Origin of the sequence: Rhizohabitans arisaemae, assembly GCF_025996515.1 — a bacterium.
Lineage (GTDB): Bacteria > Actinomycetota > Actinomycetes > Streptosporangiales > Streptosporangiaceae > Rhizohabitans > Rhizohabitans arisaemae.
This window is the reverse complement of record NZ_BLRH01000060.1, coordinates 1156056-1179517: the sequence shown is the minus strand read 5'-3', so window position 1 is coordinate 1179517 and position 23462 is coordinate 1156056. Positions and strand designations below refer to the sequence as shown.

19 protein-coding genes and 1 tRNA gene are annotated in these 23462 nt (G+C 67.9%); 9 read left to right on the top strand and 11 right to left on the bottom strand.

Annotated features, from left to right (window positions below; genetic code table 11):
* Nucleotides 1–108: 108 nt before the first annotated feature.
* The 8 genes from topA to RUR_RS33830 all read left to right on the top strand — a co-directional run bounded on the left by topA (nt 109) and on the right by RUR_RS33830 (nt 11878).
* A complete protein-coding gene (gene topA, locus RUR_RS33865) occupies nt 109–2790 on the top strand; it encodes a type I DNA topoisomerase (RefSeq protein ID WP_283139306.1) in 2682 nt (893 codons plus the stop codon).
* A 132-nt stretch (nt 2791–2922) separates the two neighbouring features.
* Nucleotides 2923–5007, top strand: a complete 2085-nt coding sequence (gene tmk, locus RUR_RS33860) for a dTMP kinase (protein WP_283139305.1) — start codon at nt 2923–2925, stop codon at nt 5005–5007.
* A 37-nt stretch (nt 5008–5044) separates the two neighbouring features.
* On the top strand, nt 5045–6238 hold the full coding sequence (locus RUR_RS33855) for a DNA polymerase III subunit delta' (RefSeq protein WP_283139304.1): 1194 nt from the start codon (nt 5045–5047) through the stop codon (nt 6236–6238).
* Nucleotides 6239–6277: 39 nt separating this feature from the next.
* Nucleotides 6278–6787, top strand: a complete 510-nt coding sequence (locus RUR_RS33850; RefSeq protein WP_283139303.1) for a SigE family RNA polymerase sigma factor — start codon at nt 6278–6280, stop codon at nt 6785–6787.
* Nucleotides 6784–8052 (top strand): hypothetical protein, encoded by a 1269-nt coding sequence (locus RUR_RS33845; RefSeq protein WP_283139302.1) that lies wholly within the window; start codon nt 6784–6786, stop codon nt 8050–8052. Before RUR_RS33850 ends, RUR_RS33845 begins: the two co-directional genes overlap by 4 nt.
* Nucleotides 8053–8195: 143 nt before the next feature.
* Nucleotides 8196–9020, top strand: a complete 825-nt coding sequence (locus RUR_RS33840; RefSeq protein WP_428847057.1) for a PSP1 domain-containing protein — start codon at nt 8196–8198, stop codon at nt 9018–9020.
* Complete coding sequence (locus RUR_RS33835; protein WP_283139301.1) at nt 9020–10537, top strand: alpha/beta hydrolase; 1518 nt, start codon at nt 9020–9022, stop codon at nt 10535–10537. The genes RUR_RS33840 and RUR_RS33835 overlap by 1 nt, the downstream gene beginning before the upstream one ends.
* A 441-nt stretch (nt 10538–10978) precedes the next feature.
* Nucleotides 10979–11878, top strand: a complete 900-nt coding sequence (locus RUR_RS33830) for an AfsR/SARP family transcriptional regulator (protein ID WP_283139300.1) — start codon at nt 10979–10981, stop codon at nt 11876–11878.
* Here the strand turns inward: RUR_RS33830 and RUR_RS33825 are convergent.
* From RUR_RS33825 to RUR_RS33780, 10 genes are all read right to left on the bottom strand, one after another.
* Entirely contained in the window at nt 11864–13642 is a 1779-nt protein-coding gene (locus RUR_RS33825) for an ABC transporter ATP-binding protein (RefSeq protein ID WP_283139299.1), read from the bottom strand. The two genes, RUR_RS33830 and RUR_RS33825, sit on opposite strands and share 15 nt — an antisense overlap.
* A gap of 76 nt (nt 13643–13718) precedes the next feature.
* Nucleotides 13719–13868, bottom strand: a complete 150-nt coding sequence (locus RUR_RS33820; RefSeq protein WP_283139298.1) for an ALQxL family class IV lanthipeptide — start codon at nt 13866–13868, stop codon at nt 13719–13721.
* Nucleotides 13869–14263: 395 nt separating this feature from the next.
* Complete coding sequence (locus tag RUR_RS33815) at nt 14264–15937, bottom strand: alpha/beta hydrolase family protein (protein ID WP_283139297.1); 1674 nt, start codon at nt 15935–15937, stop codon at nt 14264–14266.
* Nucleotides 15934–18648, bottom strand: coding sequence for a class IV lanthionine synthetase LanL (gene lanL, locus RUR_RS33810; protein ID WP_283139296.1), 2715 nt, complete (start codon nt 18646–18648; stop codon nt 15934–15936). The genes RUR_RS33815 and lanL overlap by 4 nt, the downstream gene beginning before the upstream one ends.
* A 130-nt stretch (nt 18649–18778) precedes the next feature.
* Nucleotides 18779–19015: a helix-turn-helix domain-containing protein gene (locus RUR_RS33805; RefSeq protein ID WP_283139295.1), complete on the bottom strand. Its 237-nt coding sequence runs from the start codon at nt 19013–19015 to the stop codon at nt 18779–18781.
* A 168-nt stretch (nt 19016–19183) separates the two neighbouring features.
* Nucleotides 19184–19257, bottom strand: a tRNA-Thr gene (locus RUR_RS33800).
* 341 nt (nt 19258–19598) lie between these two features.
* A complete protein-coding gene (locus RUR_RS33795) occupies nt 19599–19787 on the bottom strand; it encodes a hypothetical protein (protein ID WP_283139294.1) in 189 nt (62 codons plus the stop codon).
* A gap of 151 nt (nt 19788–19938) precedes the next feature.
* Entirely contained in the window at nt 19939–20301 is a 363-nt protein-coding gene (locus RUR_RS33790; RefSeq protein WP_283139293.1) for a polysaccharide deacetylase family protein, read from the bottom strand.
* A gap of 20 nt (nt 20302–20321) precedes the next feature.
* A complete protein-coding gene (locus RUR_RS33785; RefSeq protein ID WP_283139292.1) occupies nt 20322–20927 on the bottom strand; it encodes a hypothetical protein in 606 nt (201 codons plus the stop codon).
* Between the two features lie 32 nt (nt 20928–20959).
* A complete protein-coding gene (locus tag RUR_RS33780) occupies nt 20960–22510 on the bottom strand; it encodes an NACHT domain-containing protein (RefSeq protein WP_283139291.1) in 1551 nt (516 codons plus the stop codon).
* 143 nt (nt 22511–22653) lie between these two features.
* On the opposite strand from RUR_RS33780, the gene RUR_RS33775 reads away from it, so the two are divergent.
* Nucleotides 22654–22797 (top strand): hypothetical protein, encoded by a 144-nt coding sequence (locus tag RUR_RS33775; protein ID WP_283139290.1) that lies wholly within the window; start codon nt 22654–22656, stop codon nt 22795–22797.
* Between the two features lie 196 nt (nt 22798–22993).
* On the opposite strand, the gene RUR_RS33770 is transcribed toward RUR_RS33775, so the two are convergent.
* Complete coding sequence (locus RUR_RS33770) at nt 22994–23440, bottom strand: NUDIX hydrolase (RefSeq protein ID WP_283139289.1); 447 nt, start codon at nt 23438–23440, stop codon at nt 22994–22996.
* Between the last annotated feature and the right edge of the window lie 22 nt (nt 23441–23462).

Here is a 23462-nt window from a genome sequence, read left to right as displayed (position 1 = left end):
AAGTCCCCGGGGACAGTGGGGCAAGGGATGGGGAACCGCTCCACCAGGAGTGGGCCATGGTAGGTCCGGCTCAGGGTATTGACAGAGAGCAGCGAGGTAGGAAGCAGCGTGCCAGCTAAAAACGGCAACGCCGGAGGGACCCGCTTGGTGATCGTCGAGTCGCCGGCGAAAGCGAAGACGATCGCGGGATACCTCGGTCGCGGCTTCGTCGTGGAGTCGAGCATCGGCCATATCCGCGACCTACCGGAGAAGGCCGATGACATTCCGGCCAAGTTCAAGGAGCAACCGTGGGCCCGGCTGGGCGTGAATGTGGACCACGAGTTCGAGCCGCTCTATGTAGTCAACACCGGAAAGAAAGCCCAGGTCAAGAAACTCAAGGACCTTCTTAAAGAAGCCGACGAGCTCTATCTGGCCACGGACGAGGACCGTGAGGGCGAGGCGATCGCCTGGCATCTGCGCGAGGAGCTCAAGCCCAAGGTGCCGGTCCGCCGCATGGTCTTCCACGAGATCACGCCGGAGGCGATCCGGCACGCGGTGGAGAACCCGCGGGATCTGAATCTGCGGCTGGTGGACGCCCAGGAGACGCGTCGTATCCTGGACCGGCTCTACGGATATGAGGTCAGCCCGGTCCTGTGGCGGAAAGTCAGGTCGCGCCTCTCGGCGGGGCGGGTTCAGTCGGTGGCGACCCGGCTGGTGGTGGAGCGCGAACGCGAGCGTATGGCGTTCACGTCCGCCTCGTACTGGGATCTGCAGGCGCAGTTCGAGACGATTGACGTCGGTCCGGATGCGGATCTGCGGACCTTCGCCGCCACGCTGACGGGCCTGGACGGCAGGCGGATCGCGCAGGGCAGGGATTTCACGAGTTCCGGGACGCTCAAGGGGACCGGTGTCCTGCATCTGGACGAGGCTGCGGCGGGCGCGCTGGCCGGGCGGTTGAGCGGTGCCTCGTTCGTCGTCTCGAGTGTCGAGCGCAAGCCGTACAAGCGCAGCCCGTACGCGCCGTTCCGCACGACCACCCTTCAGCAGGAGGCGAGCCGCAAGCTCGGCTTCTCCTCGAAGTACACGATGCAGGTCGCTCAAGGCCTGTACGAAGAGGGATATATCACCTACATGCGTACGGACAGCGTGACGCTGTCCGAAACGGCGATCTCCGCCGCACGCAGCCAGGCGAGGAAGCTGTACGGCGCCGACTACGTCCCGGCCAAGCCGCGGATCTACGCCGGCAAGGTGAAGAACGCCCAGGAGGCGCACGAGGCGATCCGTCCCGCCGGTGAGTCCTTCCGGACCCCGGGCGAGGCGGGCCTGTCCGGGGACAAGTTCCGGCTGTATGAGCTGATCTGGCAGCGTACGGTCGCCTCACAGATGACCGACGCGGTCGGTGAGTCCGTCTCGGTGAAGGTGGCCGGGACGTCGAGCGAGGGTGAGCAGGCCGAGTTCAGCGCGTCCGGACGCGTGATCAAGTTCTACGGGTTCCTCAAGGCCTACGTGGAGGGCGCGGACGACCCGTCCACGGATCGGGACGACCAGGAGCGCAGGCTGCCCCCGCTCACCGAGGGCGAGGCGCTGAACGCGCAGGAGCTGAGCGTGGAAGCCCACGCCACCCGGGCCCCGGCGCGCTACACCGAGGCGTCGTTGATCAAGGAGCTTGAGGATCGGGAGATCGGCCGTCCGTCGACCTACTCCAGCATCATCGGCACGATTCTCGCCCGGGACTACGTCTTCAAGAAGGGCACCGCCCTGGTGCCCACCTTCCTCGCCTTCGCGGTGGTGAATCTGCTCGAACGGCATTTCGGGCATCTGGTCGACTACGAGTTCACCGCACGGATGGAGGAGTGCCTCGACTCGATCGCCCGTGGTGAGGCCGAGCGTGTCCCGTGGCTGCGCCGCTTCTACTACGGCGAGAACGGTGAGGAGGGGCTGAAGGAGCTGGTGACCAACCTCGGGGAGATCGACGCCCGCGAGGTGAGCTCCGTCCCGATCCGGGACTCCGACATCGTGGCGCGGGTGGGCCGTTACGGGCCGTACATCCAGCGGGGTGACGCGGAGCAGCGGGTCAACATCCCCGAGGACATGGCCCCGGACGAGCTGACCGCGGAGAAGGCCGAGGAGTTGATGTCCAGGCCGAGCGGCGACAACGTGCTCGGTGTGGATCCCGCGACCGGCCATGAGATCGTCGCCAAGTCCGGCCGGTTCGGCCCGTACGTCACGGAGATCCTGCCGGAGGAGGTCTCGGCCAAGCGGGGCGCGCCCAAGCCGCGGACCGCGTCGCTGCTCAAGACCATGTCGCTGGAGACGGTCACGCTGGAGGACGCGCTCAAGGTGCTCTCGCTTCCCCGTCTCCTGGGTGAGCTGGACGGCGAGCCGGTGACCGCACAGAACGGTCCTTATGGTCCTTATGTGACCAAGGGGAAGGAATCTCGCTCGCTCGCCTCGGAGGAAGAGCTCTTCACGGTCACGGTCGAGCGGGCCAAGGAGCTGTTCGCCCAGCCCAAGACCCGGGGGCGTGGCCGGGCCGCGGCCGCGCCACCCCTGCGTGAGCTGGGGGACGACCCCAACTCCAAGCAGCCCGTGGTGGTGAAAGAGGGCAGATTCGGCCCTTATGTCACCGATGGTGAGACCAACGCCTCGCTCCGCAAGGGCGACGTGGTCGATGAGATCACGATCGAGCGGGCGGCCGAGCTGCTCGCCGAGCGGCGGGCCCGTGGACCGGCGACACCGAAGAAGTCCGCGGCCAAGAAAGCGACGACCGGTAAAGCGACGGCAAAGAAACGGACCGCGGCAAAGAGCTGACGACCACGTTTTTTCAGGATGGAATTGAGGCGCCGAGAGCTTTGTCGTAATACCCTCGATGCGCGACCGGGCGGGTGAACCCCGCTTGATCGCGCATCGTAACCCCACCAACCCCCTGGATACGCTGACAGTATGACCACACCGGGTCGGGCAGCCGCACGTCGAAAGCCGCCCCATGTCTTGACATTCACGTCGTTTCGCCGACTGTGGATTGCGATGTCGCTGTGCAGTCTCGGGGACTGGCTCAACTTCCTCGCGCTGCAGGCCTTGGCGATCGGAATCACGGCGCAGAGCAGCTACGCGGTTCAAGGTCTGGCGGTCGGCGGTGTGCTCGCGGTCAAGATGCTGCCCGCGATCCTCCTCGGCCCGCTCGCCGGCGCGGTGGCCGACCGGTTCGACCGCCGTAAGACGATGGTCGTCGGAGATCTCCTCCGATTCTCACTGATCCTGTCGATTCCGATCGTGGGTTCGATTCTGGGGCCGACCCCGGGCAGTCTGCAGTGGCTGCTGGTCGCCACCTTCCTCGTCGAGTGCGTGAACCTGTTCTGGGTGCCGGCCAAAGAGGCCACCGTCCCGAACCTGGTCCCCAAGGAGCGGCTGGAGGAGGCCAACCAGTACGGGCTCCTGGTCACGTACGGCTCCGCGCCGGTGGCCGGTGGACTGTTCGCGATCCTCGCCCTCGTCTCCGGGCTTCTCGCCTCGGCCCTGCCGTTCCTCTCGGACAACCGGGCGTACCTCGCGCTCTACATCAACGCACTCGCGTTCCTCGCCTCAGCGATCGTCATCTCCACGATCAAGGGGATCCCGGGCGGCAGGCAGGGCGACATCTCCACCCCCTCGGTGCTCAAGCAGATCTTCGAGGGCTGGCGGTTCGTCGGCCGGACCCCGGTGGTCCGCGGATTGATCATCGGCATGCTCGGGGCGTTCGCCGCCGGTGGCGCGGTGATCGGCGTCGCCACCCTCTGGGTGGGTGCGCTCGGCGGGGGCGACGCGGCGATCGGTGTCCTGTTCGGCGCGGTCTTCCTGGGGATGGCCGTCGGGATGTTCTTCGGGCCGCGGATGCTGCGCGAGCTCTCCCGGCGCCGCCTCTTCGGCCTGTCGATCATCGTCGCGGGGATGACGCTCGCGCTGATCGCGCTGATTCCCAATCTGCCCGTCGTGGTCATGCTCACGGTCGTGCTCGGCATCTGCGCGGGGACCGCCTGGATCACCGGCTACACCATGATCGGTTTGGAGGTCAGGGACGAGCTGCGCGGCCGTACCTTCGCCTTCCTCCAGTCGATGGTCCGGGTCACCCTCCTGCTGGTCGTCTCGGTGTCGCCGATCCTCGCCGCGCTCGTGGGGCAGCACAACCTCAGGCTCGGCCGGGAGACGCTGTACCACTTCGACGGCACGAACCTGGTGATGCTCGTCGCCGCGGTCCTCGCCGCCGGGGTGGGCATCCTGGCCCTCCGGCAGATGGACGACCGCAGGGGTGTGCCCCTGGTGTCGGACGTCTTGGCGGCGGTGCGCGGCGTGCCGTACGAAGTCCCAGGTCAGGATGTCGGCCGGGGCTTGTTCATCGCCTTCGAGGGCGGTGAGGGGTCGGGCAAGACGACCCAGTCCAGGCTGCTCGCGATCTGGCTTCGCGATCAAGGCTTCGACGTCACGCAGACCCGGGAGCCGGGCGCGACCAAGGTCGGCATGCGTCTGCGCGCGATCCTGCTCGACGCGACCCATCAGGGGCTCTCCGCGCGTGCCGAGACCATGCTGTACGCCGCCGACCGGGCGGAGCACGTGGAGAAGGTCATCGTTCCCGCACTTCAGCGCGGCGGGATGGTGATCACGGACAGGTTCGTCGATTCCTCGCTCGCCTATCAGGGAGCGGGCCGCGCCATGGACATCCGCGAGGTCGCCAAGGTGAACCTGTGGGCGACCGGGGGGCTCGTACCCGATCTCACGATTCTCATCGACGTACCGCCTTCGGTGGGTTTGGCGAGGTTCGCCTCCCCGGCCGATCGGATCGAGTCCGAGCCGCTGGACTTCCACGAGCGGGTGCGCGCCGAGTTCCGCGCGCTGGCCGCGGCCGACCCCGACCGGTATCTCGTGGTGGACGGCACCTTGGCGGCCGAGGAGATCTCCCGGCGGATCCAGGATCGGGTCCGCGAGATCCTGCCCGATCCGGTGCCTTCGGAGTCCGAGGACGTCACCAGCACCATGCCCGCCATCCGCGACTGAGGGATGCGGCGTTTTCCCGAGAGCTTAGGGTGAGACGGTGAGCGTCTTCGATGATCTGATCGGGCAGGACCGTGTCGTCGGGCTGCTCAGGGGTGCCGTCGAGGCCGCATCCGACGTCCTCGCGGGCGGGCCGGGGAGCGGGATGACGCACGCCTGGCTCTTCACCGGACCCCCGGGGACGGGGAACTCGACGGCGGCACGGGCCTTCGCCGCCGCGCTGCTGTGCGAGTACGGCGGCTGCGGCCACTGCGATTCCTGCCATCAGGTCCACATCGGGTCCCATCCCGACCTGGAGATCGTCCAGCCGCAAGGGCTCTCCTACGGCGTCAAGCAGACCCGCGATCTGATCTTGCGTGCGGCCGGTACCGCCACAACCGGCCGGTGGCGGGTCGTCCTGTTCGAAGACGCCGACCGGGCCACCGAGCAGGCGGCGAACGCGCTGCTCAAAGCGATCGAGGAACCTCCGCCAAGGACCGTGTGGCTGCTCTGCGCCCCGTCTCCCGACGACATGATGATCACTATTCGGTCGCGGTGCCGGGTGGTGACGCTCCGGGTTCCGTCCGCGGACGCGGTCGCCGAGACGCTGGTGCTTCGGGACGGTGTGGCGCCGGAGACGGCGCTGTTCGCCGCGCGTGCCGCGCAGGGACACATCGAACGGGCCCGCAGGCTCGCGCTCGACGACGACGTACGGCTGCGCCGCGAGGCCGTACTCTCCCTGCCGCGATCCCTGGCGGGCGTCGCCGACTGCATAGTCGCGGCGGAGCGGCTGGTGAAGACCGCCGAGGCCGAGGCGGCGTCGGCGACGGCGACGCTGGACGAGGCGGAGGCCGCCTCGCTGCGGCAGGTGTACGGGGAGGGTTCGTCGGGCAAGGGGCTCGGCCGGGGGCTCGTCCGCGGCGGTGCGGGGGCGATGAAGGAGCTTGAGGACCGGCAGAAGTCCCGGGCCACCAGGATCAAGCGCGACTCGCTCGACTCGGCGCTGCTCGATCTGGTCGCCTTCTACCGTGACGTGCTCGCCGTGCAGTTCGGCGCGCCGGTGGAGCTGGCCACCGGGGATCGCCGCGGTGACCTCGAAGCCCTCGCGGCGACGTCGACCCCGGAGGAGACGCTGTGCCGCATCGATGCGATCGTGCTGTGCCGGGAACGGCTCGGGCGAAACGTCAATCCGCAGATGGCGGTGGAGGCGATGACTTTGTCGCTTCGTTCACCGCGGCAGGCAACTTTGCCGTAATGCCTGCGTCTCTTGGGTATGCAGGCCGAAACTCCCACTATGGATGTTGATAAACCCCCGGAGGCGGATACCCCGGTCGCGCGCTTGTACGCCGAGCACGCGCTGGGGTTGATGCGTCTGGCGTTGGTCATGGTGGGAGACAAGGAGACGGCGGAGGATGTCGTCCAAGAGGCGTTTCTCGGTCTGCACAGGCGATACAGCGCGCTCCGCGATCCCGACAAAGCGGTCGTGTATCTGCGAAGCGCGGTGATGAACGGCGCTCGGACGGTCCTCCGGAGGCGTCGGCTGCCCTGGATGTACGCCGGTGCCTACGAACCGCCGGTCTGGTCGGCCGAGTCGGAGGCGATCCTCGGAGACGAGCGGCGTTCGGTGATGAAGGCCCTCCATCGGCTGCCCCGGCGGCAACGCGAAGCCCTGGTCCTGCGTTACTACGCCGAGCTGTCGGAGGAGGAGACAGCGAAGGTGATGGCCGTGAGCCGCGGCACAGTGAAATCGACGACATCCCGGGCCCTTGCTGCGCTCGGCCGTCTCTTGGAGGGGGAGCGATGAGCGACATGATCGATCGTCTACGCGATGCGGCCAACGCCGTGGGCGAGACACTGCAACCCCGGGACGTGCCGCCCCTGAAGTTGGTGGTGAAGCGCCGCCCTCGCAGAATGCTCGTCATGCCGATCGCCGTCGTGGTTTCGGCGGCGGCCGTGGCGAGCATCGTGGTGGCGACTAACGTCACCGTGCCGGAGAACTCGGTTCAGGAAGCCCTCAGCAGCCAGCAGCCGGTCTTCGGGGCCATGCCCGACACGGCCGGCCCCAGGTTCTTCGTCGAGACCCTGGACAAGGGGCTGGGTATCAGGACGGCCGACAAGGGCGACGCCACCGGAAGCGTGCCCAACCCCGCGGCGGACGAGCGGTTCACCCAGGTTCAGGGGGCGTCGGACAATCGCACGTTCTACGCCGTCACCTCCACCCCCACCTGTGAATCAGGGCTGTACCGCCTCGAGGTCACCCAGGAGGGCGGCGTGGGATCCTTCTCCCGCCTGGATCTCACGCTGCCCAAGGGCACGGCGGTGACGAGCCTGGCGGTGAGCGGGGACGGAGGCAAGCTCGCCTACGGACTGCAGAGCTGCCAACCGAGCAAGCAGGAAACCCGGCTCGTCTTGGCGGATGTGGCCACCAAGAGCCTGCGCACCTGGGCGAGCCCGACCTTCGGCGACGTGTACGACGTCTCGATGAGCTCGGACGCGCGCTGGATCGCCTTCCGCAGCGTGCCGATGGCCGAGCGGGAGTCCGTCGCGGTGGTGACGGACCTCCCCGGTCAGGGCGCGGACACGGGCGGTGACTCCGGGTCGGTCGCGGCGGGGCAGACGAGTCTGTTCGCCCCGCAGGTCTGGGTCATCGACAGCTCGACGAAGAACAATGATCTTTCGAAGGGGCGCCTGGTGAAGCTGCCCACCTCGTTCCAGAAGATCTCCGGTGAGGTCACCGGGATCCGGATCACTCCGGACGGCCGGAGCTTCGTCGCCGCGGTCGGCGCGGCCCCTACTGCCAACACCCTCTCCCAACCCGCCCCTCAGCAGCCCAAAGCAGCCGATTCGTCGACGACCCCGTCGGGTCTCATCGAGTACTCGGCGCAGACGGGTGAACCGCGGCGCGTCGTGTACCAGGCGCCCGCCGGTGGCTCCGGGGGTTGGGATCTGGTCGACGCCGACGCCACCGGGCAGCGCCTTCTGGTGCGGCGCAACCACGAGTTCGGCTACGTCGAAGGTGGGGTTTTCCACCCGTTGACCGAGTCGACCGCGACCGGGATCGCCTGGTAACGGCACCTTCGGTGTGGTGGGACCGGATGGGGGCCCGGTCCCACCACACCGTGGCGGTGAACGCTGCCCGCAGGGTGGTTTCGCGCGTAGGCTGAGCGGAGCCGCAGGCGTGAGGACGGGAGCCGGCACCCATGGGCATGATCATGGCCGTGAGTTTCACTCGCTATGGACGGCTTTATTACCTGGATCCGGGTGCGCACAGTCCCAAGGTGGGGGACAAGGTCCTCGTGCCAACCGACAGCGGCCCCGAGGTCGCCGAATGCGTCTGGGCGCCGCAGTGGGTCTCCGAAGAGGTGGGCGACCTCCCGGTCTGCGCCGGGATCGCGGGCGACGAGCACCTCGCGCGCGACGAGATCAACCGACGGCGCCGAGCCGAGGTCCGCAGCGTCTCCAAGCGGCTGATCCGCAGGCACGAGCTGCCGATGAAGGTCATCGCGGTCGACTATCTCGACAAGGACAACGTCTTCACCGTCTACTTCTCGGCGCCGAGCCGGGTGGACTTCCGAGCCCTGGTACGGGACCTGGCCCGCAACCTCCGGGCCAGGGTCGAGCTTCGGCAGATCGGCCCGCGGGACGAGGCACGGCTCCAGGGGGGTATCGGCCCGTGTGGCCGTGATCTTTGTTGCGCGACCTTCCTGAAGGAGTTCGAGCCGGTCTCGGTCCGGATGGCCAAAGATCAGGACCTCCCCGTCAATCCGCTGCGGATCGCCGGGGCGTGCGGGAGACTCATGTGCTGCCTGAAGTACGAGCATCCGCTCTACATGAAGGCCCACGAGGAGATGCCGAAGGTGGGCGAACGGGTCGGCACTCCGGAGGGCGAGGGGACGGTTGTGGGGCGCAATGTTCCCTCGGACACGGTGACGGTCCGGCTTGACGACGGTGGCCGCCGCTGCGCGTGTCCCTCGGCGTCCGTCTGCTCGCCGCGCAGACAGCACGACGCCGTGTACTCCGGCGGTACCGAGGCCTGATGCGCGCCAACGGACCGCTACGTCTTCTCCTGCTGCTCGCGGTGGTGCTCTCCGTGGGCTGCACCAGCCCGGTCGAGCCGGTCAGGTCGCCGGCGAAGCCTCCGGTGCCCGCGCTGGCGCCGTACTACGCTCAGGAGCCGGCCTGGGTCGACTGTGACGACGGCTTCGAATGCGCCAAGATCCAAGTGCCGCTGGACTACGCGAAGCCGGAGGGAGAGCGCATTCACCTCTCGCTGATCCGGCTGCGGACCCACAGTGACCGGCGTATCGGCTCGTTGCTTCTCAATCCCGGCGGTCCGGGTGGATCGGGCATTCAGTACGCGCGTGCCGCGGCCACCGTGGTCAGCCCGGAGGTCCGCGAACGCTTCGACGTCGTGGGGTTCGACCCGCGTGGGGTCGGGGAGTCCACCCCGGTCCGGTGCCTCACCCCCGGGGAGATCGACTCCTACGTCGGGCTGGACGGCACCCCCGAGGAGGCGCACGAGGTTTCGGCGCTGGAGCGGGGGGCCAAGGCCTTCGCCGCCGGGTGCGCCGCGAAGTCGGCCAAGCTCCTGCCCCACGTGGGCACCGTGAACGCCGCCCGGGACATGGATGTGATCCGGGCGGTCGTCGGCGACCCCAAGCTCACCTACCTCGGCAAGTCGTACGGGACGCACTTGGGCGCGACCTATGCGGAGCTGTTCCCGTCGAATGTGCGCGCGCTCGTTCTCGACGGGGCGGTGGACCCCGCGCTCGCCCCGCTGGAGGTCAACTCCACCCAGGCAGAGGGGTTCGAGGTCGCCCTCCAGGCCTTCCTGGCGGACTGTTTCGAGGACGGCGCCTGCCCGTTCCGGAACCGTACGGCCGCCCCGGCGCTCGACGAACTCCACGAGCTGCTCCGCCAAGCCGACGCCAAGCCGCTCGGCAACAAGCTCGACGACGGGCGCGCGATCGGTGAGTCGTGGGCACTGCTCGGCATCGTGACGCCGCTCTACGACAAGAATTCCTGGCCCGCGCTGCGGGAAGCGATCAGGCAGGCCTTCGAAGGCGACGGCACCGGCCTGCTCCGGTTGGCCGACCTCCTGATCGACCGGCGCAAGGACGGAAGCTATTCAAACCAGACCGAGGCCAACATGGCCGTCAACTGCGTCGACAAACGCTACCCCCGGACCCGGGACGTGTTCGCGGGCGCGGCCGTGAAGGCGGCCCGCCAGGCTCCCAGGTTCGGTGAGTACGTGATGTGGGGGTCGCTGCCGTGCGCGTACTGGCCCGTCGAGGCGGCCGAGCACAAGCCGCTGACCGCCAAGGGGGCGGCGCCCATCCTGGTGGTCGGGACGGAGCGCGACCCCGCCACCCCGTTCCGCTGGGCCCAGGCGATGGCCTCCCAGCTCGCCTCCGGCAAGCTTCTCGCCTTCGACGGCGACGGCCACACCGCCTACCGGACCGGTTCCCGCTGCGTGGACGCCTCGATCGACCGCTATCTGATCTCGCTGGAGGTTCCCCCGGAGGGCACCCGGTGCCCAAAGATCACGGATTGACGAACGCACGCAATCACTACCGGGTCACCGAAGAGGGCGGGGTTGCCCTCCGGCCGGGGTTGGCCCGGGTAAGGCCTGGTACCGATCTATTGCTCACCACGACGGTCTTCAGCCGGCGCAGCATGAGGTGGCTTGAAGCCTCCCCCGCAGGGCGGCGTCCGTAGTGAAGGAGCCGGACCTGGGCGAGCCGGTCACGCTGCTCCTGGATCCCACGAGGTAATTGCCCCCGAGGGCCGCCCGGTGTCGTCGATGGCACCAGACGGCTTTCGCCTGATATGCAAATATACAAATGATACATAAATGGAGGAGAAGCATGGTCTCGGGTCTTCGTGACAACGATCATGGCGATTTCCAGGCGTTTTGACTGTTCATGCTCAAATGGAAATGTCGACAGTCGGGACGTTTTGCCGCAGTTGTTGACTTTTGTCGGACCCGGATAGCATGATGGTGTTCGGAATTCAATGGGAGACACGCAACGTAACGGGGCTGCGCGATTCCGGCTGCCTTGCTGACAGCATGGGGGCGCTCATGGGCTTGATGAACGGCATCTCACTGCACTTCCGCATCCTTGGCGCCGTGGAGATCGGTGGCCTTCCGAACGGCTGGTACGGAAACATTCCCCACCGGACCAGGCAATTGCTTGCGCTGCTACTCGCGGCCCGGGAGCAGTCCGTACCGAGCGAGCGCATCATCGGCCGGATCTGGGGCGACGAACCACCGTTATCAGCCGCGCAGATGTTGCGCGGGCATATTATGAAGTTGCGCAGAATAATTGGCGACAAGGGTCGCACAATGGTCATGATGGAGCCGAACGGGTACCGGCTCCGGCATTATTATTCCGCTCTCGACGCGGCGGTCTTCGAGAAATTGGTTTCCCGTGGCAGAGCACATCTCGCCAATGGCGAAGCCGATTCAGCGGGCGATATCTTCGAGGAGGCGCTGTCATTGTGGCGGGGCCCGCTCGCGCTCGAGGACGTCCGCGACATCAGCGAACTGGAAGCCGAGGCGGTGCGGCTGGAGGAGTTGCGCTCGCTGGCCGAGGAATCGCTGATGGACGCGTACCTGGCGACCGGCCGGGCGGCTGTGGCGTTGCCCATGCTGCGCATGTTCACCGTGACCCACCCGCTGCGCTGCCGGTTCTGGGTGCAGTTGATGGCGGCGCAGATGGAGGTCGGCCGCCCGGCCGAGGCCGCCGAGGTCTTCCACCAGGCCCGGCGATTGCTGCTGGACGAGGTCGGCATGGAGCCCCCGGCGCTGCTGGCCGAGGTGCACCAGGCGATCATCGAGGGCCGCCACTGCAGCGAGGTACGGCGAATGGTCGGGATGTCAACCGGCCAGTAGCTGGGTGGTGGCCAGCTCCCGGTAGAGAGGGTCACCGGCGACCAGTTCGGAATGGGTGCCGGTGGCCCGGACCCGGCCGTGCTCCAGCACCACGATGCGGTCCGCGTCGGTGACGGTGGACAGCCGGTGCGCGATCAGAATCACGGTGCAGCGCCGGGCGACCCGGCTGACGGTCTCCCGCAGCGCGCTCTCGTTGCGGGCGTCGAGTTGCGCGGTCACCTCGTCCAGCAGCAGCACCTGCGGGTGGCGCAGCAGGGCGCGGGCCACAGCCAGGCGTTGGCGCTCACCGCCGGACAAGGTCAGGCCGCGGGGGCCGACGGCCGTGTCCAGGCCCTTGTCGAGGCTGTCGACGAAGTCACGCAGGCAGGTGGCGGCCAGCACGTCGGCGATATCGTGTTCGGTGGCCTGCGGGGCGGCGTACAGGAGGTTCTCGCGGAGGGTTCCGGCCAGTACGGGGGTGTCCTGTTCCACGTAAGCGATCCTGCGGCGCACCTCGGCGCGCGGCAGCGTGGCGATGTCCCGCCCGCCGATGAACACCGAGCCGGAGTCCGGCTCGTAGAAACGCTGGATCAGCGACAACAACGTCGTCTTGCCCGCGCCGGACAGGCCGACCAGCGCGGTCTGTCCGCCGCCGGGTGCGACGAAACTGACTCCGTCGAGGGCCGGGGCACGATCCGGGTACGCGAAGCGCACCTCCCGTACCTCAACCTCGGGCACCTCCGGCGACGCGCCGGCGGACTCCGCGCCGACCGGGAGGTCGACATCGTCCTCAATGGGCATGTGGGTGATCTCCTCAAGGCGGGTGGCGGCACCCATGCCCTGCTGGAGTGTGGCCGCGCCGTTGATCAGCGAGCTGATCGGCGCGGACAGGTAGAACAGGTAGAGCAGAAACGCGATCAGAGCGGGTGTGGGCAGTTGCCCCGAGGTGACCAGCACCCCGCCGAAACCGAGCACGACCAGGAAGGCGAACTGCACGGCCGCGCCCGAGACCATCGCGACGACGGCCTGGTAGCGCGCGCCGACCATGCCTGCCTCGTACGCCTCCTCGACCGCCGCGTTCGACAGCTCGGTCTCCCGGCCCTCGGCTCCATTGGCCTTGACCGTGCGGGCGGCGTTGAGCGTGCGATCCAGCGCCGCGCCGATCGCTCCCACGGCCGACTGCGCACGGGTCACCGCGACGCGGATGCGCGGCAGCACGATCGTCACGACGGCCGCGACGCCGAGCAGTACGGCTAGCGTTGCCCCCAGCAGCCCGGCGTGCAGGGTGGCCATCAGCACGACCGCCCCCACGAGGGTGACCGCCCCGTTGATGACCTGAATGATGCCGTCGGTGGTGGCGTTCTGGATCAGCACGCTGTCGGAGGTCACCCGGGCGGTCAGGTCGCCGACCGAGCGCCGGTCGAACTCGCCGACGCGCAACCGCACCAGCCGGTACACCGACTCCGCGCGCACCTGCCGCACGATGCGTTCCGAGGTGCGCTGCTGCAACCAGGAGTTGACGCCGTTCAGCATGGTGGCCAGCAGAAGAAGCCCGGCGAGCCGGGCGACGTCAGCGACAACGCCGGAGTCGGCGCCGACCGAGGTGAGCACGCTCTGCGTCGCCAGCGGCAACATCAGACCGGCCGCGCTCGCCAGCAGGCTGAGCGCCAGAACGAAGAAGAGCACGCCCCGGTGTGGCCGGGCGTACCGAATGAGAACGGCGAGCGGCCCTGCCGCCTCGCGGTTGGCGGTGGCGCGTGGCAACGCGCCGGTGCTGACAGCCACGGTGTGAGCCTCCTCGGGCGGGCCGATCAAGGGCGCCGATCGTGGGGGGCGCCATGGTTCGCCCCCCACTTCTCGGTTAGTAGGTGTTGGTGCAGGTGCGGCACGTCCAGATCACTAGGCTGGCCAGCGGGTTGGTCAAGCAGGTGTACCAGCAGCAGAAGGCCAATGGCATGCCGTCAGACTCGGTCTGGGCAAGTTCCTGCAACGCGGCGACGTCGATGTTCATCCAGTTCACCCCCTCTCAGGAGAAGTGATGGGCGATCGGGTCAGTTGGCGCGGGTACGGGTACACAAGAACGTGCAGGTGTCACAGGTGAGGATCGACCACACCGCGCAACATCCGGCGACCTGTACTCCGGAGAGTCGTTCAGTCTCCGGCAGCTCCTGAAGAGCGCCGATCTCGATGTCCAATTTCCACCTCCCTGCGGTTCCGATCGGTACGGCTAGCGCGAGACGGTGCAGCCGAAACACGTAGCCCAGCTGGCACAGATGTCGATCCACGGGGTCGTGCAGCAGGCCGCGTAACCGCGCGCCTGCAAAGGAACGGGGTCGGACGGGGCCAGCTCCTGGAGAGCGTTCACGTCGACGGACATGGGGGGTTCACCTCCTTTCCCGAGCGGGATCAACGGGGGAACAGGAAACGCGGAATGAGGTCGGGCAGCGGAGTTCCGTCGACGTCGAACAGCGGGTTGTGGCCCGCGCCGGGAATCTCCCGGAAGTCGACTTCCCTCAGAGCGCCGACCAGGGCTCGGGACTGGCTGACCGGCACGACGGGGTCGTCGGTGCCATGGATGACCATCAGGCGCGCGGTGATCCGGGGGCCCAGGACGGTCAGGTCGCGGGGGCCGATCTCGTCGTCGATCTCGGTCAGTCCGTCGAGCCGCTCGAGCAGCCGGCGCACGCCGTCGCCGGCTTCGGCGTAGAGCTTCGGGCCGGACAGGAAGGGGGCGACCACGGCGCAGGCGCTCCACAGGTCCGGATGCACCGCCGCCGCCAGCAGGGCCAGGTAGGCGCCGTAGCTGACGCCGTACAGGGCCAGCTCGCCGCCGGGGCGCTTGACGATGCGGGCCAGGTGGTGGATGTCGGCCAGGTCGGGGCCGCCCCACGCGCCGTGGATGGCGGACTGGTGAGCGGCGCCGTACCGGGTGCTGCCGCGCTGGTTGGGGGCCACGACGGTGACGCCGTCACGGGCCAGCCGGGCGAACAGGGGGTCGAAACGGGGGCTCCAGTGGTGTTCGGGCCCGCCGTGGAGGGCGATCAGGACCCGATCGGCGGTGCGCCAGCCGTGCCTGCCGTACACGATCGCCTCGATGGGCCCGGCAGGCCCGGGGAACTGCTCCAGGACGGCGGGCACCTCTGGTTCCGGTCCGGCCGGGGGGAGAGTGCCGCCGAGCGGCACGGTACGCAGCTCGCCCGGCCGGTCCGGCGTCGAGTACGCCAGCACGAGCCCGGTTCCGGTGAACGCCACCGGCCCGCAGAGCCCGCCGAGTGGCAGCGCAACCTGCTTCGTCGTTCCGGTTCGTAGGTCGTGGACCACGATCCGCTGGTCGACACCCTTGCTGACCTGGAGTAACAGACGTTCACCCGAGTCGTCGAAGCAGAGCGGGTAGACCGCGCCGTCGATCGCGTTCAGCGCCGGAGGCACGTGATCGTCGACTCGCAAATGGAAGGTGCCCTCCTCGGCCGTCGCGACCAGTACCCGGCCGGTTCGCCGACAGGTCACCTGGAGCACCTCGTCCTCGGTGCGCTCGTCGAACAACGGAGTCACGGTGCCGTCGGCGACGGTGACCGCTACCGGGCTCTTGACCGCACCCTGCCGGTTGAGCCCGTATCGACGCCCCTCATGGTCGAGGGGGCCGCCGCCGACGAGCTGGAGTCCAGGAAGGTCACAGACGTGTTCCACTCGGTCGGTGATCCTCCAGACGGCTCCCTGGCTCTCCCCGGTACGGGTGGCGATGACCGCCAGGACAGCGGGGTCGCCACTCGGGCGGATGCGCAGTTTGTCGCACCGGATCGAACCCAGGTCCTCTCCCATGAGGGAGAAGTGGTGGACCGGCCCGGGAGCCGTACGGCAGAGCAGTATCCGTCCGTCGTCGAGCGGCAGCAACGAGGTGGGCGTGCCCTCGCCTGGGGGAACCGGCAGTTCGCGGAGCTCGGTGAACCCGTCCTCGCAGGTCCACATGTGGATCATGAGCTCGAGGCGTTCGTCGGCGGCCAGGCTGGCCGCGTGGCGGCCATCCCACGAGAAGGCGAAGTTGATACGCTCGACCGAGGGGGCCACGGACGGCGCGCTCACGCCCCGGCCTTCGGCAGTTCGAGCCCATCGGCCATCCACAACCGCCGCCCGCCGTGCCGCAGCCTCAGGAGGAAACCGAGAACCCCGGCCAGGCCCGAGTTGTAGCCCATCTCGATGTTGCCCATCGAGTCGCCGGGCACGACCATGAGACCGTCGCGGAAGGTGTTGCGCGTGTGCACACAGAGCGCCAGCTCCTCGGCCCAGGCGCGGTAGCGGTCATCGCCGGTCGCGGCGGTCAGATCGAGCAGGAACTCCCCGCCCCCGGCCGCGCCGTGGCAGGCCGTGGGGGAGTAAAGCCACTTCTCCGTCCGTACGGCCACCGCCGCCGCCTCGCACAACTCGCGGTAACGCGCGTCGCCGGTGTGCAGCCAGGCCCGGATGAGGAACGTGCCGACCCCGGCCGAGCCGCTGCACCACCAGGTGAGGCCCATGTCCTCCGCCCCTTCCTCGCCGGTCGGCCAGCGGGCCGCGTCACCCTGCCGGATAACGGCCTTGACCAGACTTTCCGCGCCGGTAAGGGCGAGGTCGACGTAATCCTCCCGCTCCAGGGCGAGCCCGGCGGTCAGCAGGAAGTTGCCGACCCCGGCGACACCGTGGGCGAAGCCGTGATGGCTGAGGCCGGCCATCTCTGAGCGCGTCTCGGTTGACACCGGCCAGCGCACCTCACCGGTCCGGCGTTCCACTCGGGCGATGAGCTCGTCGGCGCAGCCGTGCACCCGCTCGGCGAACCGTTCGTCGCCGGTCGCGCCGTGGAAGTAGAGCATGGCCGTGCCCGCTCCGGCGGTGCCGTGGGTGATGTCGGGGTTGGGCCAGCGGATCGGCACCCGCCGCGCGTACCCCGCCGCCCGGGCGGCCAAGTCCTCGTCACCGAGGAGCAGGGCCGTCTCGTGCAGCGCCCAGGCGGTGCCGGACCGGCCGAAGAACAGGCCGGGCAGGATGCGGGGCTCCTTGGGCAGGTTGCGGTCCAGCCAGTCGGCGGCCCTGACCAGGCCGTCATGTAAACCGCCGGGTCGTTCGCCTTCGGGGATGGCGGTCAGCGAGCGGGCCAGCACCGCGATCACGCCGCCGGCGCCGCACTGCACGTTGCAAGGGTCGGAGGTCAGCCCTTCAGCCATGATGGGCGGCCAGAGGTGCGGCTCGTCGAGCTTCATCGTCGCGATCGTGTACGCCAGCCCGTCGGTCAGCAGCCGCCGCTGCTCATCGGGGCTGAGCCGGCCGTCGGCCTCGGTGACCTCGTACATGTCCTCGGGGGACGCGGCGAGGAACTCGGCCGCCTTCCCGAGCGACCAGCGTTCGGCGGGGTCGTCATCGGTGAGCGCGATGATCAGCGGCGCGAGCCGCCGGGCCGCCGCCCCCGTCGCCGCGGACGCCTTGACGAAGCCCGCGACCCGCATACTGATCGGCCGGGCCAGCTCCTCATCGTCGGGCCCTACCGGGTCGATGCCGGACACCAGGTAGAGCAGGGTCGCGCCCAGGCTGTAGAGGTCGGCGGCCTGCTCGGGGGCCGGGCCGTACCGTTCGGCGGCGAGCTGCTCGGGCGCGGTGTAGCCGAAGGTCGCGATGTTGCGCACGTGCTCACCCGGCCGGGCCAGGAACTCCAGGTCGATCAGCCGGGGCGTGTCCCCCTCGACGACCACGTTGCCCGGGTTGAAGTCGCGCAGCACGAAGCCCTTGCCGTGGATGATCGTCACAAGCTCGACCAGCTGCCGCGCCATGGCCAGCGCGTCCTCCACCCTGATGGCACGCGTGGGCTCGTTCTTGACCCGCTCCTCACACCAGTGCCGCAGCGACTTGCCCTGGAGCTCCTCCTCCGCGAGGAAGAGGTCCCCCTGGTACTCGAAAAGCGACACCGGCCGGGGCGTGATGCCCGTCGGCTCGAACAGGGTGAGCATGTCCGACTCGTGCCGCATCCAGTCCCGGGCGTCCCGCCCGGTCAGATCCGCCCCCACGTACGGCCGCGCCTGCTTGATCACCACCTTCTCGCCCGTATGCTGGTCCAGCGCCCGGTAGACGCCGCCCCGGAACGAATGCCGGATGGCCTCATCCACGGCGAACCGGTCGGCCAGCAGGACCGTACGCCCTCGGGCCGAGTCCGGCTTGGCGGCGGGTGTGTCGGGCAGCGGCGCGGGAGCCCAGGGCGGCGCGCTGAACCATGCCTGCCGCTTGTCCCTCTGGTACGAGCCGTCCGGCTCGATCAGGACGTATTCGTAACTGCCCTCAGTGTTGAGCACCTGGCGAGGCGTGAATCCGCCGTACCGATAATGAACCAGACTGTCCGGCCGCAGCCGCCGGTCGGACAGGATCCCCGGCCCGGGAAACCCGCGCGTGGCCGCGTCGAGCTCCTCGACGAGCGCCCGGAACTGCTCATCCGAATCGGGATAGACCGTGATGAACTTCCCGCCGGACCCCCGGTCGGCCCGCGCCGACACGAGTTCCTCCAGCTCCTTCAGGCCGCGGGCGTACTTGAACGCGCACCGCTTCCTGACCAGCACTTCGGCGGCCTTCTCCAGCACGTCCGCCGCACCGAGTGGGGTGGCGGACAGATGGATCTTCCACCCTTGCTCCCGCCGCTGGTGTCCGGGCGGCGTGGCGTAGCACCAGAAGCCCTCATACCGGACATCCCACAGTTCGGGTCCGCCGAACGTCGCCAGGGCGTGGTCAAGGCGTTCCTTCAAGGGGGCTTCGGAGTCATGGTCGTGCGACGGCTGCATGGGAGTCTCCGTTCGACCGGGGCCCTGGGTGGCCCGACGGAGCAACACTCCCGCGCGGCCGTAACCGCCTCACCGACTCGAAGGTAGATTCGCCGTTGTCTCCGGATCGTGCCTCACCTATGGCACTTCGTCACTCCTCCGCCGCTTTGCTGTAACGCAGCAGATCCCCCGGCTGCCAGTCCAGCTCCTCGCACAACCGCGACAACGTGCTGAATCTGATCGCCCTGGCCCGCCCGTTCTTCAGAATGGACAGATTCGCCAGGGTCAGCCGGACCCGGAGCGACAACTCCGTGAGCGTGAGGCCCCGCTCGGCGAGCAGCTCGTCAAGCCGCACCTCAACGCCGCTCGCCCGGCTGCCATCGGCCATCAGACGGTTCCCTCAAGGTCTTCCAGCACGTACCGGCCCGGCTCGCGGTACCAGCCCATCCCGGTGCACGTGGACGCATGGTTGCACTGCAACGGGAATTGCAACTGGAAATGATCAAAGGGCGCTCCCCTGGTGGAGAACGCCCTGGTCAAGCAGAACTGCTCGCTGAGCCGCCTAAGGGAATCGAACCCTTGACCTACGCATTACGAGTGCGTCGCTCTGGCCGACTGAGCTAAGGCGGCGTGCCAACATACGTTGGCTGCACGCAGTCTACAGGTTCCGGCGCCCGGTGTGCGCGCCCAACGCCCCTGGGCTCACTGCTTTGTCCTACAGTGCGTAGTCCGTTCGCTTAGCTGCCACCTCGGCCACCGGATCGGACGGCTCGGCCATGTGGTGGCCGGCGGGTTCGGTGTCAGGTGAGTGGGAAAGCGAACAGGCACGACCTTCCCAGGAATCCCGCGGCCGCGAGAGATCTCATGATCCTGAAGGTCGTGCATGTCGCCATACGCTGCCTCTTAGAACGAAAGCTTGAGCGGCAGCACTTCATATCAGGCCCTAGGGCCGAACGGGGATATGACGTTGTTTAAACGTCCTTGCACCAGTACCAGCCGGTGTGACTGCCGGCCTCGATGTAGCAGCGGTACCAGCCGCCGTCCCTCGGCTGGGCCTGGGCAGCGGTGCCCATGATGGACAGGGCCGCCGCGGCGATGACCGTGACCGCGGCGATGCGGCGGCCGGCACGCGCGAAGGCGCTTTTCTTCGTGTTCGTCATGACAGAGATTTCATCGTGCTCCACTTGGAACTCTCTTGGAGTTGACTGGGACTCTGAAGACGGACGTCCCTCAGAACGATGCGGGGACCGCCTGGACCTTGAGATCGTTGTACAACCTGAAGGCCGGAGTCGCGGCGCCGTACCGGGATCGTCAGGGGAGGGGGTGGGTGGCGCGGAAGGTGTCGGCGACCTCGCCGTGGCGGAGGAATCGGGCGCCTCTGGCCTTGGCGTGGCGGAGGAAGTCGCGGAGGACGCGCAGGCGGGCACCGCGGGGGATGGTGGTGGGGTGCAGGACCAGGCTCAGCACGCCGTCGGGCTGGAATTCGCACATCCAGTCGAGTTCGTCGCACCACATCTTGAGGATCTTGTCGTAGGCGTGCAGCCCCGGCATGGGCGGCCGGACGAGGAACTCCATCTGCGGGACGTCGATCATCGAGCCGAGGAGCGGGATCTCCACGACGTCCACGAGATCGCCGAGGGCGAGCGGGCCGTCGGGGATCCAGGCGTAGACCACGGCGCCGGTCGCCGTACACCTCACTTTGCGGGCAGGGACGTCTTCTTCTTCGGGCGGTCACGCTCGTAGGCGTTGGCGAGATGGTCCTGGAGTTCGGCGTGTCGAAACTGGTAGATCGGGCCGACCGCGCGCAGCAGCCCCAGCCGATGCGCGTCATCCAGGAACGGCATCAACGCGCGGGGCAGTCGCTTCGTGAGGGCCAGCCGATAGGTGGCGACAAGGTAAGCCAACCATGCTTGGTGCTTCCCCATCGTGAGCCCGACCGTGAAGCCGAACGCGAACCAGACCGCCAGCCAGATCGCGAGCTCGAACCCGAGCGTGAACCCGAGCTCGAATGCGAGCCAGACCGCGAGCCCAAACGTGAGCCCGAACACGGTGGTCCGCACAAGATGCACCGTGCGGTCGGCTCGCCAGCTGGTCATCGGCGCCGCAGCTTGCTCTGCTCCGGCTGGAACCGCGACCCAGTTCATGAGCCCCCTCGTGAGCCCGAACGTGAGCCCGATTGTGAGCCAGATCGTGATCCCGTCCCAGAGAGAAAACTGGATCGCGCCCGTGAGCCATTCGTAGAACCCGATCGGGAGCCAGGCCAGGAGCCCGGCCGCGAGCCCGAACGGGAGCCCGGCCATCAGTCGTCGGGCCAGCGGAAAGCCTCGGCTGCCTAGGCGGAGATTGGTGAAGGCTGGTTCCCGCAAGGGCCAGGAAAAATCGACATGCGCCCGCTCGTGAACCCGATCATGAGCCCGATTAGAGGTCCGATCGTGAGCCCGATCGTGAGGTCGTCCGTGAAGTTGCCTATGAGCCCGGCTGCGAGCCCGCTTGGGAACCCAGCCATGAGCCCGATCACGAGCCCGACTGCGAGCCTGGTCGGGATGGTGAAGGCTTGGGTGGCGCGGGCCAGCCGCCACCAGGCGAAGTCACGGGTTGGCTCGCCCCCGGTCGGCGGACGGGTCATGGTGCGGGCCAGGTAGCCAAGCCAGCGCCGTACTTGGACGGGGTCGTAGCTGCGTCGGGGCCGGAAGAGATCGGCGGGATTGTCGCTGGGCGGGCGGGCCTCGATCAGGGCGGGGATGAGCCGGTCGAACAGATGAGCGCGCAGTGCCGCCGTGTCCGGGAAGAGATCGCCGTCCAATAGCTCGGCTGGATCTGTACCGGTGCTCACGTACACGGTACGCACCAGCCAAATTCCCAGCGGTTCCTTGCAGACGTCGGCCAGGACGACGAGAGCCCCTTGGGGAGCGGCGACAGCGCGCAGGCCGGTGAGGATCTGTTCCCATTCGGTTCCGGGCTTGGGCGGCAGGCACCGATGCAGGTAGCGGGCCACGGCTTTCCTGCTCAGGGGCCGGGGTTTGATCACCAGGGCGGAGGTCAGCACCGCGCGGGCCTGCGCGACGGCGCGGGCGTACTCGTCGGTGCGGCTGGTAAGGATCAGCTGGTCTTCACGGTCCAGGCACTTCCTGAGTGCTGCGATGACTCGTGCCTGCGCGGGGATGGGAAGTTCGTCGAGACCATCCAGCACCGGCAGTATCCGTCCGCTGGCGGCTAGATGTTGAGGGACTTCCGTCCCGAAAACGCGGGCGCGCACCGCAGGGTAGTCCTGGGTCAGTCGGGCAGCCACCCAATCATGCAACCGGGGGTGATCGTCGGTGTTCCAGTCGGCCACCGGCATTAGCACCGGCACCGGCTCGCTCGGGTGCTCGGCGCGGGTAGCGAGCAGTTCGCGCACCATTTGGACCGCGAGTGTGGTCTTGCCCGATCCGGGACCGCCGAGGATGACGAGGCGGCGACGCTTCATGGCGCGAAAGGCGGCTATAAGAGAAGCGATGTCGTCGCTGGAAGCCGTCATCTGGAGCGAGACCCCGGAGAGGTTGTCCGGGTGATCCATCAGCTCGCGGGCCGGTCTCCACCGCACCGGGATCGGGTCGGGGTCGTCCAGGGAGCGAAGGATCGCCTCGGTCCGCCACTGGTCCGCGACCAAGCCAGCCAGCACCTCTTCCGCCGCACGGAGCTCATCGTTTACCTCTATAGGCGAGGTGGGCTTGCGGCGGGCGTACTCGATCCATACCGCTGCCGCCATCAGGCTCGCGAACACGCCCCACACCGTCGCCGGCCATCCTGGCCAGTCAATCTTCACCGTGTTGGTCGCGAGGTTGCCGACCAGTGCAAGAGCGGCCGCTATGAGGACAGCAGTCGTCGGGGAGGGGGCACGCATAGGCTCATCATCATTGGGATAAGAGCCTCAATTCGCTACCGTGATTACCTTGTGACATGGGTGATCAAATGGCGACCTATCGGGGTCAAAGAACGGTGCCGTGGGAACGTCGGTGAATGGTTCATGATGGATTCGTAGACGGGTTGACCATCGAAGACGCGGCAGCCCTGCTGCACCCACTGTTCACCTTCACTGAGGGACGGGAGATCATCGACCTGCTCGGACTGGAGCCGTACGGCGCCTGCTTTACCGGGCGCCCGGGCGTCCCGCGCCGACCTACAATCTGACCATTCTGCAATACGCCCACGCTCTGGTGATCCGTGTCCTCGCGGGCAAGACGCCGGGACGGCAGGCACGGGGGAGCCCGAGCATGGCTGGCATCCCGCGCAGCAATTTCCGTACGACCGTTCGTCGCAGTCTGCTGTCATATATGACTCCGCCGTCCGATACGGACGAGGAACTCGTTGTCCTCCGGGAAACTGGTTACGGCTCAGGCCAGCCGTGTATCCCGATGCTGCAGCCGTTCCGGTAGAACCCAACACCTGCAGCCGTATACGGCACCGTGTTGTGTGGCAGCATGTCTGGCGGCGCCCAGGTGAGCTTCCCGCATTTACCCGGTTCGGCGTTTACCACGTCGCCGGTCCACTGTGATGAGGCGAAGAACATGCCCATGCGTGGCCGTCCTTCTGGCGACAGGTGGTGGACGACGGTGGCCGGCCGCAGGTCGGCCGTGTCGATCGTGACGCCGACTTCTTCCCGTGCTTCCCGGATGGCGCATTCGATGACGGTCTCGCCTGCTTCCAGGTGACCGGACGGCAGGCAGTACAGGCCGTCGGCGTAGCCGGTGCCCTGGCGCAGGCACAGCAAGATCTCGCGGTCGCGTTCTAGGATCACATGAACGTCGATGGTGACCTGGTAGCGCTGCTTCATCCCGCTTCCCGATTGTGGTGCT

Coding starts and splice junctions, on each gene's coding strand:
- RUR_RS33795 (WP_283139294.1), bottom strand. CDS start 19,787: ATGACGAACACGAAGAAAAGCGCCTTCGCGCGTGCCGGCCGCCGCATC.
- RUR_RS33845 (WP_283139302.1), top strand. CDS start 6,784: ATGAGCGACATGATCGATCGTCTACGCGATGCGGCCAACGCCGTGGGC.
- RUR_RS33780 (WP_283139291.1), bottom strand. CDS start 22,510: ATGCGTGCCCCCTCCCCGACGACTGCTGTCCTCATAGCGGCCGCTCTT.
- RUR_RS33770 (WP_283139289.1), bottom strand. CDS start 23,440: ATGAAGCAGCGCTACCAGGTCACCATCGACGTTCATGTGATCCTAGAA.
- RUR_RS33835 (WP_283139301.1), top strand. CDS start 9,020: ATGCGCGCCAACGGACCGCTACGTCTTCTCCTGCTGCTCGCGGTGGTG.
- tmk (WP_283139305.1), top strand. CDS start 2,923: ATGACCACACCGGGTCGGGCAGCCGCACGTCGAAAGCCGCCCCATGTC.
- RUR_RS33820 (WP_283139298.1), bottom strand. CDS start 13,868: ATGAACATCGACGTCGCCGCGTTGCAGGAACTTGCCCAGACCGAGTCT.
- RUR_RS33850 (WP_283139303.1), top strand. CDS start 6,278: ATGGATGTTGATAAACCCCCGGAGGCGGATACCCCGGTCGCGCGCTTG.
- RUR_RS33785 (WP_283139292.1), bottom strand. CDS start 20,927: ATGGCCGGGCTCCCGTTCGGGCTCGCGGCCGGGCTCCTGGCCTGGCTC.
- RUR_RS33840 (WP_428847057.1), top strand. CDS start 8,196: ATGGCCGTGAGTTTCACTCGCTATGGACGGCTTTATTACCTGGATCCG.
- RUR_RS33830 (WP_283139300.1), top strand. CDS start 10,979: ATGATGGTGTTCGGAATTCAATGGGAGACACGCAACGTAACGGGGCTG.
- RUR_RS33805 (WP_283139295.1), bottom strand. CDS start 19,015: ATGGCCGATGGCAGCCGGGCGAGCGGCGTTGAGGTGCGGCTTGACGAG.
- lanL (WP_283139296.1), bottom strand. CDS start 18,648: ATGCAGCCGTCGCACGACCATGACTCCGAAGCCCCCTTGAAGGAACGC.